We start from the raw sequence: 10,137 nt of genomic DNA on the forward strand, positions 1-10,137 counted from the left end.
GAAACTAGGAGCAGATTTTTATTTTGCTACTCCTTATCATTCGTGGGAGAGGGGATTAAACGAGCATACCAATGGACTGTTAAGACAATTTTTCCCCAAGGGAACGAATTTTAAAATCGTTAAGCCAGAGGAGGTGGAAAGAGCCGTAAACTTGATTAACAATCGTCCTCGAAAATGTCTTGACTATCGTACCCCGAATGAGGTATTCTATAAAGGTAGATCAGACAGTGATGCAATTCAGACTTGAATTGGCCCTATCATTATCAGGATGATAGAGTCAAAGCTCATATCTTTTTATGTATGTTGGCTTATTATGTGGAATGGCATTTAAAACAGTGCTTGGCTCCTTTATTATTTGAGGATGAAGAAATTGATGATGGTTCTCTGAATGTGATTAAAGCTAGTCGCAGTGAATCGGTGCAATCTAAAGAGAGAAAAAAACGGAATCAGGAGAACCTCCCTGTGCATAGCTTTCGGACTTTGTTGGAAGACCTGGGGACAATTTGCTTGCATACAGTAGAATGTACGATTAGAGAAGGAAGTTATCGTTTTTCTAAGATAACTTGACCGACTGAACTACAACAATCATGCGTTAGATTTATTAGGGGTTTCCCTAATTTGTACCCAGTAACGGGGCGGCGGAAATTCTTTTAATCCCTCCTACAGCACAGGTTATGGCCTTTTGTCAACAGGGAAGTCCAGTAATAGGTAAGAGATAAGAGTAGGGCTAATTCCGGAATTAGCCCTACTTTTTTAGGTTCCAACTAATCCTAATTTGTCATTAATTTTGCTTAGGTACTTAACTATAAACGGGATTATTTCGGCCAAAGTTTTTGAAATTTTCCCTCTTGACCATTATTCTCGTCTAGAAAACCTAGAAAATAAGCACAATCATCAGAGTCATCAGGAAAAATTGTTAATAATTCTAGATATTTATAGGTGTCTTTCGGTCTTTTTTTGCCCTGTTCAGTAGTGATAATATTCACAAGGGGATACATTCGATGCCAAAGACAACCAATTTGATCGATACTTCCTGTCACCGAGGTTTTATAGATACTTAAATTATCCAATTTTTGATAGGCTTTGTGAAGCCATTTTATGGACAGGGAATCATCTTTATCTTCGGCAATTCTTCCCCAAACTTCGACATTTTTAGGATGCCAACTTTCTCGCCAGTTAGCACTATTATCGGGAGTTATGGGGATATTTTGTTGTAAGGACATCCATTGTTTAGCAATAGTGCGAACATCTTTGATAAAGGGATGAACATGAGTTAAATCTATGACTTTATTATCGTTGATTAAAGAACTTTTATCCCCCCATTGCCAATGACAGCCAATTAAGGGTTTATTGGGATAATAATCCTCATAGAAAATACTATGATCTGCTCGTCGCCATGATTTACCAAATCCTCCTAATAACATGGCAAAACGAGTGAGAAAACAAATTAATTTTTTTAAGCATTCTTGCTGGTTTTCGGGGAGAGATTGGGATTGGGTGAGAATCCAGCGCAATTCTCCTGTTACTGTGTAGGTGGGTTCGTTGTAACCCTTGGCAAAGGTTCCTAACTCTAGAGATTTGACACAAAAATCGACCGCTAGTAAACCTTGGCTTGCTTCTCCGTCAATTCCTCCAAATAGCTGATTAACTAACTTTTCGGCATTTTTAGCATCAGTTAAACCGCCAAAAATACGCAAGGCATGACCGCGAATTGCTCCTCGAAAAATATTGGGTCGAAATTCCCTTGCACCATCGAGGCTTTTAGGAGCCATTCCTTGCCCTTTCAGAAAACATTTATATAAAGGTTCTTTTGAAGATTTAATGTCTTTTGGTAAGCCGTAACCGCTACTAACACGGCATCCTAGACCAGATTCTAAAGCTCTTTCCCAGATAGTCCAAATCTCCTCCCAATCGGGTTGTTCTATTGAGGTAGAAATGCCAAATTTTAGGGTAGGTTGATAGAGAGAAATTAAAGCAAAACCACTTTCTCCACTGGGTTTTTGTCGAGTGTTTGGGGTTTTTACTTGCCATCCCTGTTGCGGGTGAACAATATCTAAAAGATTTTCCGTCCAATCATTAACGGGATAACCGCCATGGAAGCGCAAAAGACTAGGGTTATCGCTATCTTTTTCGAGGTGATAACGTTGTTTTTGTTCGGGGGTGCAAGCTTGACAAAAGGCTCCTTTCATGCTGGAACCGGGATAAAATGGTATGCCATAAGCACCCATTACAGGCCGAATTATTCCTTCATCTTGTCCCCCATTAGTGACGAATCGCCACGATATTTGATATTCTTTGGTTTTTACTTCTTGACCAAATTGGGGAGGATTTTCATCGACTCGTTCTATCCATTCCTTTACCCATTTTTGGCTATCATTTTCATCTTTTTTAGAGTCAATATATTGTAATTGCGATCGCCCTTTGGTTTGTGCGCGAAACATCAGGGGGATTTTGTCACCAATATCGGGAATATTAACCATATAATTTATCGCTCCTTTGTTCCTTTATATCTTTGAGTCCACCAAACTAAACAATCGCATAGTTGCGTTAAAACAGCGAGGGTAATTCTCTGGTCTTCTAGCTTTAATTCCCAGAGTTTTTCTGCCATTACTTGAACAGATTCGGTATCATTTACCTGTACGGTATCGTTAGGGATAGGAATCCCCGCTTCTGCCATGGTTTCGACTAATTTATCCCAAGTTTCTTTCCAGTATTGTGCCTTATTGGGTTCCTTGGATTGTAAGCGCAGATGTTCACCCCAGAATCTTTCTAGTCCATAGGAAACGGATTCACGCATTTTAAAAGATTGATTGAGAGAATCTCGATCCCGTAGTTTGGCAGCGAGAACTAATTTCTGAGCAATGCGATCGAGATTGTATTCTTTCCAAGCCATAATATTAGATAAAATATAATTATTGATTAGCGTAGTTTAAAATAGTAACTTGGCAACGACCAAAACCGATGGATTCTAATCCTCCGAAATATAATTCTTTTTGGTTTACCGATTCTCCAAAAGGTTGCCATCCTGTTTCTTTGCAAGCAATGGGAAAAACTAAAATACTACCCACGGGTAAAGCTTCCACATTGAAAAAAGCTCCTTTTTCTGTATCCACTTTTTTCTGACCTTCTAGTAGTTTAACCCGGCTTTGTCGGTAGAGTGCCATATCGTGCAGCATGGATATATCGTTATCATCAACGACGACTAATTGAGAAGCTTTTAAATCCGCTTGCGGGGGAATCCACGGGGAAAGCTCCTCTAAGTGTTCAATTTCGAGAAATCCTAAGTTAAAAAATAAAACTTTGCTATTGCGGTTAACTCCCTGCACTACTCGCGCTTGTAAACTAGGGGAAGCAGTATAGGGATTGGGTACTTTTGCAGAGATTCCCGTGATTTGTTTGTAGCGTTTTAATAATAGGGGAGAAGTGACCCAAACTATCGGCTGCCCCGGACAAAATACCGGCAACCAAACGAGGGAAGCATATTCAAATTTAACTTTTGCTTCGGTGGTTCCTCCGTCTTCTTGTCCTGGGATTGTTTCGTGTCCGTACCATGTATGTTTTTCATCTATATTGTTCATATCGGCACGAAAACGGCCGCGAATAGAACTACCAGGGATAATTGCTGTTTGGGTGAATTGGTCACGAAAAATGAGGTTAAGATTACCCGTTTCTTCTCCTGCGGTTGCTCCCACATGAAGGGGTGCTAAGGTTTCAAGTATACCATAACTTTTGTGATACATTTTTTGGTAAAAGTGAGTATTTTAGATGCTTAGGGATTATTCTAAACTAGGTTAATATTAATGTCAGGATTTTCTAAGATTTTGTTAATATTTTATCGTGGTATTTAGGCTATTAGGACAGCACAAAGCTATAGGTTTATTCCTAATCAATTGCAACACCCTTTAATAATTCATCGATTTCTTTAGCTATTTCCTCTGTGTAAGGAGTGAGAGAAGAAGGGTTTTTAAAGGCATCTTCTACCAAAAAATCTAAAAACATACGCAGCATTTTATTTTTGCTAATTTTTGAGCCTTGATTATTACCACTTTTTCAATAATCTAATAAAGCTTTTCGGGGAAATCTAGTTTTTAGTTTTGCCATAGCTATCACTTATTCTCGTCTCATTTACCCTACTCAATAATTATAGGCTTTATTTGGCAATATTTTCTAAGGGTAAGGCTAATCCGCAGCCCCAACGTTTGAGAGAAACCCCTTCGCTGGGGAACCAAGATTCCTGCCAATTTTCCCAAGATGGTAAGGGGTTTTTTAAGCGATAAACTGTTCCTGCGGGAACTGCATAACGTCCCCTAGATAAGCGCTTAACTTTATCTTTTCCTCCGAATCGATAACGATAGGTTATTGGTCTTTCGGTGTTGATGGTTTCTAATTGCCAATCACTGGGATTGCGAGTTGATAGGCGATTTGTTCCCCAGATTGCGGCAGTAATGAGGGCAAAATATTGACCGACATCTTGATTAAATAAAGTTTGGAGATGGCTGCTTAGTTCAAGTGATTTAACTTCCACTAGATGGGATTCTCCACCAAAGCGATACCAGCCATTTTCTAGGGGTTGATTAGCTAAATAAACTAGACAAGCATCTGGATGTAACTGGACGGCATTTTCGAGGAATAATTCTCCAGTTTTTACCTTTCTTTGCTCCTCTAACAAACGCGGATGGAGATGGGGATGATATTGCCACGGAGAACCATAGGCTTTTTGAGGATTATACCATTGGTTGATAGGAATCCAACTATCTCGATCGAATTTTCCCTCAATTTGTTTACTGTCTTTCTCTTGCCATTTTTCTTGCCATGTTAAGGTGTGTTGAATTTTTCCATTGTCGTTATTTTCTTGGTCTTGAAAATAATTTGCGAGGGGTTTTTTAGCCAAATAAATAAAGGGAGTGGGGACAAAAAAGTTATCTGGTTGTTCACTGTTTGCCCAAAAAGGGCCGGCAATTTGTAAATCGCGAATATTGGTGGGATTGCTGTGAGCAAATAGTCCCGAAACTGTGGCAGCAGTGGGGGGAAAACGATTTCCTGAACGTCCAACTAGATTTTCTGGAGACAGAAACGGACCGGCGCTACCGTAGAGAAATCCCAAAGGTTTAATTATGATCAGATATTGCAACATTTTTCTATGTTTAGGTGAGATGATTGACCACTTTTGAGAGGTTAATTACCCAGTTATTTCTATCTTGGTGAGAGGTGGTATCGATGGGTATATTTTGATTAAAATAAAGGTTAAAAACTGCATTGGCAATATCGTGATTATCATCGGTAAAAGCGCGGCGATTTTCTAAAGTTGCTATATCATTATAGAAATGTGTCCAGTTTTTTCCTTCACTGCGATCGCAATAACTATCGAGGATATCTTTTAAGTTTTCCCAGGGACAAACCCACTCTAAATAGTTACCACTGTTAAAAAGTATTCGCACCGCTAGACGATTTTTACCTTGATTTTTAGCGGATTTTTCTGCTTCTCGACATTGTTGCAATATGTCACGCTGAGGAACTCCTGAAGCTGCCCAAACGAAACCGACGCTAACAGTTATATCCTGAGAATAACCGTGTTTTGGCCAGATTTCCCGATGAAATTGATCAAACCAATATAGACAATCTTGTAGGGTTAATTTTGGTTCTGATTTTTGTGAAAACAAAACCCCTAGAAAGTCATCTCCTCCTCCATAAATAATGCGACCAAAGTTAAGATGATTTTCTAGTTCTTCTCCCCATTGTCGCATTCTTTGACTAAATTCTTTTCTTGAGGATATGGACAGATTTTTTAGGTAATTTCCCATCCCGTCACCGTCCCCTTGAAACCATCCTGTATAGGATTTTTCCTCGTAGCGATTTAGTTCCACAAATTTTTTAGGAAGTTCTAGGTTTAAAGGCTTGCCAATATCATATAATGTAATCATTCTTTTGACTAATTCGGGAATGCTAAGACGTTCGGTTTCATCGAGGATAGCATTAGAAAGTTTTTGACTTAATTGCTGATAAAATTCGGTGATTTGCTGATTTTGTTGGGAAATACTAGAATATAAAGGATGGGTTTGATCCGTCATTCCATACCAAACAATGGCATCGGAACCCGATAAGCTAGAACTTTCTCCTTGCCAATTAATTCCCGTCCAATCTCGTTGATATTTTTTCTGTTGCAGACTTTTAAACGCACAATCGATCGAGTCCTCTTGCGCCCAGAAGAATTCCCAAGTATGATTAATCCATAGGTTCCATTCTCGTCGCCAAGTATAATTGTATTGTGGTAAATTTTGTTCAATCCAAACCCGACACTTATTAACCACTTTTTGCCATGCGTCATTGAAGACTTGTTCGGCCTCTTTTTTGGGAAAATTACCCGCGATTAAGATTTGGTTGGGAGTTCCTCTTTTAACGTCAATTAAAGCCGGAGAAATAAGGCTACATTCAGGATATTTATCCGCTGCCTGACAGATAGCATCGGCAAGATAGGATAATAAAAAAGAACCACCGTATAAGTCCCTTAGTTTACGCGATTTTTCGATGAATCCTTGCACAGGAGCAAAGGTAATTACAGTATAGTTCATTTTATCTTTATTGTCCTCGATAAAGTTTAAATTCCTGAAGATTAATAAGATTTCTGTAGGTAGAATTTTCGTATTGAGTTAGGAGAATTGGCCAGTATTGTTGAACGGCCATTCCGACAAGTATTCCCAAAGTTATAGGCATGGAATAAACTAGCTTAATCTCTTGATAGTTTTTTTGTTGAGCGATGTTGATAGTTTTAAAGATTTCTCTAGAATATTGTAGCCAATCTTCATTTTTTTCAATTGTACCACTGCCTTTACTTTTCAGATAAATTAAATCGCCGTAGTTTTCAATACTCTGATCATTAAGATTAATTTTATGGGAAGAAACATCGATGGCTATAGTTACTCTATCTTGACCTTTTTCGGTGACAACACGCTCAAATTTTTCGTATTCCTTAATATCTTCTTTGAGTTTGCGATCGCTAATTGCCACCACAGGATAATAACTATCAGAAGATTTATTATATTGAAAGATTTTTACTCCTTCGGTAGCGAGAATAGTACCGACCATAATAGCGACGCTAATCGGACCGATATAGGCAAGATAAATAATAGTATTTTGGGGAGTTTTTTTCTTAAGTTTCTCTAGATTATAGCGGAGTATTTGCAGAAAAGCTTTCAGCATTTCTTGATCATAAATATCACAGGAGTAGTTAAAAATTAAGTCTGTTTCGCTAATATTGAGATACTGGTCAAGATTATTTTGATGATCTTTGTATTTATTTTCTGTTTCGATGATATTAAAAAGCGATTGCAGAGCCTTATTACTATCGGCAGGATTAGCAATTTTAATCACTATCGGTAGAGGAATCGCCTGATGTTTATAGAGGTCGTATTTCTGAGATTCTAGCCAGATACCGATGATAACTAGAGCCAAAGTAATCAGAAAAATTAGATAATATCCCTGGCCAAATTGATCGGCAATTAGTGCTAAAATAGCGGCGATGGCTAATGCTGCATTGGTGAGGGGATTAAAGATAATATTATAGGGATATTGACGCAGATTACTAAGGACATTTTTAAGAGATTTCAGCATAATTTTACTAGAGATTTAGGGCATAATATCGAGAAGACACAGAGACAATTCGGGAAAAACTGCCGAACTAATGCGCTCATAAAGACGATATAATTTTTGTTGATATTCATCACCTTCTAGCTGACAAATAGTCAAAGTAGGCTGTTTGGGTTTACCGATAAAAGAGATGCCACCCAATCCACGAAAATCGACAATCCAATATTCAGCAATACCTAAAGATGAGTATTCTTCAACTTTGCGTGCATAATCATCTTGCCAATTACTACTAACCACTTCTACCACTAATTTAATTGCTGGGGAGCTAGTTAAAATTGCTTGTTTTTCCCAGAGAGGTTCGGTGCTAAAGTCCACTTCATCTAAAATGATGACATCGGGACGTAAAGCAGTAGCTTGACCCGATTCTGGACGGAGCAAACAGTTTTTAGGAATTGTCCAGGGTAGATGTAATCGCAAGATTTCTCCCCACAGTCTTCCTGCGATTTTTCCCGCTACAGATTCCTGAGGTCCAGTGGGTTCCAAGTCTCGCAACTCCCCGTCAATTAATTGATAGCGTGGGTCATCTCCATACTGGTTTAAAAAGTCTTCAAAAGTGAATAATTTAGGAGATAGGTAGGTCATGATTTTTATCGGATTAGACCTATAGCTTGTTGTTGTTATCCATGATACTGATTGCTCGCCAGAATCGGGGGATTTTGGGGGTTAAAAAATCCTTAAAAAAAACTCCCACCCCCGCTACCCTCCTTAATCAGTAGCTAGACAATTAAGTAGGTAGGCGTTAAAAATTGTCAGATCCCCCCGCCTATCGGCACCCCCCTTATCAAGGGGGGCAGGGGGGATCGAACCTAAAATCCATTTTTAATTTAATTATAACCAGCTACTTAATTACAGATAATTACTTAAGCAAAATTAATTACACATCGAGAGGCGGAAACTGTACGCTAAAGTAGTAGAAAGGGTCAATCCTCAAGAGGATGATGTGCGCTTCTATGGGATTTCCGAAGAAGCTGTCTCTAGATTGTTGGTGATGGGAGGTTCTCCTCCTCAACCACCCCCAAATCTCTATATCATCTAGCTTGTCCCCTAACTCTTGACTGAAAATCGATGCACCCCCTCCCCGACCTAAAACCCCGATTCTCTGGTTGAGGTGCGTCGATTGCTCTCCCAGTCAGGGTTCTACCCTTTGGTATCGGGACTTTTACCCCCCCCAATACCACCTTTTAACCCTCTTTTTGCAGGTGCGTCGATTTGGGGGTCTGTCTTCCCCTCTCGATGAGACTTTCCAAGGGGTACTCCTTACCTATTAGGTCAAATAGGATTAGTTGGAAACACCCGAGGGACAGTGTTACCTGTCTCCTGTAGGTAATCAACCTTACCTATTAGGTCAAATAGGATTAGTTGGAAACCTCTTCCTTCCGCTACGAATTTTCGATAGTGGCGAGCCTTACCTATTAGGTCAAATAGGATTAGTTGGAAACACGCATCATAGAATCGATTATGAGGTCACCCATCCTTACCTATTAGGTCAAATAGGATTAGTTGGAAACTTGGCTGCATTCCTAAATATGCTGCTGTTTGAGCATCCTTACCTATTAGGTCAAATAGGATTAGTTGGAAACACGCCAAACTGCTTTGCAAACTCTTGAATAATCGGGATACCCCGACCTTACCTATTAGGTCAAATAGGATTAGTTGGAAACGGCACATAAACCACAATATTCGGCTCATGGAAAGCTCCCCTTACCTATTAGGTCAAATAGGATTAGTTGGAAACGTTCTGGTCGTAAACCAAGATTGTCACACAGATCTCCTTACCTATTAGGTCAAATAGGATTAGTTGGAAACCCATACTCACCCATTGCGTTCATGATCTCAAACTTCCTTACCTATTAGGTCAAATAGGATTAGTTGGAAACATAAGACTCATCTCTTTGTCAAGTTGCGCTGTTAATCCTTACCTATTAGGTCAAATAGGATTAGTTGGAAACTAGAAAAAGGGTTTCTTTATAAACCCTTTTTCTGCCTTTCAATTTTGTCGAAATATCTATAAGTAGGTGGGTGGAATTAAATATAAAATGAACGTAGGTTGGGTTGAAGCATGAAACCCAACGCCCGATTATGTTACGCTACCGCTAACCCATCCTACAAATAATTGTGCCTACCTACTTAGGACATTCTGGGCGCACGCGATGCGCCCCTACCATTGGCACAATAATAATAATATTATTGTAGGGGCGAATTGCATTCGCCCAAATAATTGTGCCTACCTACTTAGGACATTCTGGGCGCACGCGATGCGCCCCTACCATTGGCACAATAATAATATTATTATTGTAGGGGCGAATTGCATTCGCCCAAATAATTGTGCCTACCTACTTAGGACATTCTGGGCGCACGCGATGCGCCCCTACCATTGGCACAATAATAATAATATTATTGTAGGGGCGAATTGCATTCGCTCAAATAATTGTGCCTACCTACTTAGGACATTCTGGGCGCACGCGATGCGCCCCTACCATTGGCACAATAATA

Annotated in this window: 9 protein-coding genes, 1 pseudogene and 1 CRISPR repeat array; of the genes and pseudogenes, 2 read left to right on the plus strand and 8 right to left on the minus strand. The window is 39.4% G+C overall.

Annotated elements, in window-relative coordinates; all coding sequences use genetic code 11:
* Positions 1-247 (plus strand): IS30 family transposase (locus tag H6G40_RS21825; RefSeq protein WP_190537171.1); only part of this gene is annotated, 247 nt, incomplete at its 5' end.
* A gap of 8 nt (positions 248-255) precedes the next feature.
* Positions 256-631 (plus strand): annotated as a pseudogene (locus H6G40_RS23550) (IS1634 family transposase); the annotation flags it as partial.
* 184 nt (positions 632-815) lie between these two features.
* On the opposite strand, the gene H6G40_RS21835 reads toward H6G40_RS23550, so the two are convergent.
* From H6G40_RS21835 to H6G40_RS21870, 8 genes are all read right to left on the minus strand, one after another.
* Positions 816-2,480, minus strand: coding sequence for an RAMP superfamily protein (locus H6G40_RS21835; protein ID WP_190538239.1), 1,665 nt, complete (start codon positions 2,478-2,480; stop codon positions 816-818).
* A gap of 5 nt (positions 2,481-2,485) precedes the next feature.
* Positions 2,486-2,893 (minus strand): hypothetical protein, encoded by a 408-nt coding sequence (locus tag H6G40_RS21840; protein WP_002779055.1) that lies wholly within the window; start codon positions 2,891-2,893, stop codon positions 2,486-2,488.
* 19 nt (positions 2,894-2,912) lie between these two features.
* A complete protein-coding gene (locus H6G40_RS21845) occupies positions 2,913-3,740 on the minus strand; it encodes an RAMP superfamily CRISPR-associated protein (protein WP_190538240.1) in 828 nt (275 codons plus the stop codon).
* A 142-nt stretch (positions 3,741-3,882) separates the two neighbouring features.
* Entirely contained in the window at positions 3,883-4,008 is a 126-nt protein-coding gene (locus tag H6G40_RS23805) for an AbrB/MazE/SpoVT family DNA-binding domain-containing protein (RefSeq protein WP_272071936.1), read from the minus strand.
* 142 nt (positions 4,009-4,150) lie between these two features.
* Positions 4,151-5,134: a type III-B CRISPR module-associated Cmr3 family protein gene (locus tag H6G40_RS21855; protein WP_042790761.1), complete on the minus strand. Its 984-nt coding sequence runs from the start codon at positions 5,132-5,134 to the stop codon at positions 4,151-4,153.
* Positions 5,135-5,144: 10 nt separating this feature from the next.
* Entirely contained in the window at positions 5,145-6,569 is a 1,425-nt protein-coding gene (locus H6G40_RS21860; protein ID WP_002736312.1) for a Cas10/Cmr2 second palm domain-containing protein, read from the minus strand.
* A gap of 7 nt (positions 6,570-6,576) precedes the next feature.
* Entirely contained in the window at positions 6,577-7,608 is a 1,032-nt protein-coding gene (locus H6G40_RS21865; protein ID WP_190538241.1) for an SAVED domain-containing protein, read from the minus strand.
* Positions 7,609-7,623: 15 nt separating this feature from the next.
* A complete protein-coding gene (locus H6G40_RS21870) occupies positions 7,624-8,226 on the minus strand; it encodes a Uma2 family endonuclease (RefSeq protein ID WP_069474137.1) in 603 nt (200 codons plus the stop codon).
* A gap of 673 nt (positions 8,227-8,899) precedes the next feature.
* Positions 8,900-9,593: a CRISPR direct-repeat array (repeat unit 36 nt; unit sequence CCTTACCTATTAGGTCAAATAGGATTAGTTGGAAAC).
* The last annotated feature ends 544 nt before the right edge of the window (positions 9,594-10,137 follow it).

This window comes from Microcystis viridis FACHB-1342 (assembly GCF_014698335.1).
In the GTDB taxonomy this organism is placed as follows: domain Bacteria; phylum Cyanobacteriota; class Cyanobacteriia; order Cyanobacteriales; family Microcystaceae; genus Microcystis; species Microcystis ichthyoblabe_A.

Excerpts from the sequence above, each read along its gene's own strand:
- H6G40_RS21860 (WP_002736312.1), bottom strand. The coding sequence starts at position 6,569 with ATGAACTATACTGTAATTACCTTTGCTCCTGTGCAAGGATTCATCGAA.
- H6G40_RS21870 (WP_069474137.1), bottom strand. The coding sequence starts at position 8,226 with ATGACCTACCTATCTCCTAAATTATTCACTTTTGAAGACTTTTTAAAC.
- H6G40_RS23805 (WP_272071936.1), bottom strand. The coding sequence starts at position 4,008 with ATGCTGCGTATGTTTTTAGATTTTTTGGTAGAAGATGCCTTTAAAAAC.
- H6G40_RS21835 (WP_190538239.1), bottom strand. The coding sequence starts at position 2,480 with ATGGTTAATATTCCCGATATTGGTGACAAAATCCCCCTGATGTTTCGC.
- H6G40_RS21840 (WP_002779055.1), bottom strand. The coding sequence starts at position 2,893 with ATGGCTTGGAAAGAATACAATCTCGATCGCATTGCTCAGAAATTAGTT.
- H6G40_RS21845 (WP_190538240.1), bottom strand. The coding sequence starts at position 3,740 with ATGTATCACAAAAGTTATGGTATACTTGAAACCTTAGCACCCCTTCAT.
- H6G40_RS21855 (WP_042790761.1), bottom strand. The coding sequence starts at position 5,134 with ATGTTGCAATATCTGATCATAATTAAACCTTTGGGATTTCTCTACGGT.
- H6G40_RS21865 (WP_190538241.1), bottom strand. The coding sequence starts at position 7,608 with ATGCTGAAATCTCTTAAAAATGTCCTTAGTAATCTGCGTCAATATCCC.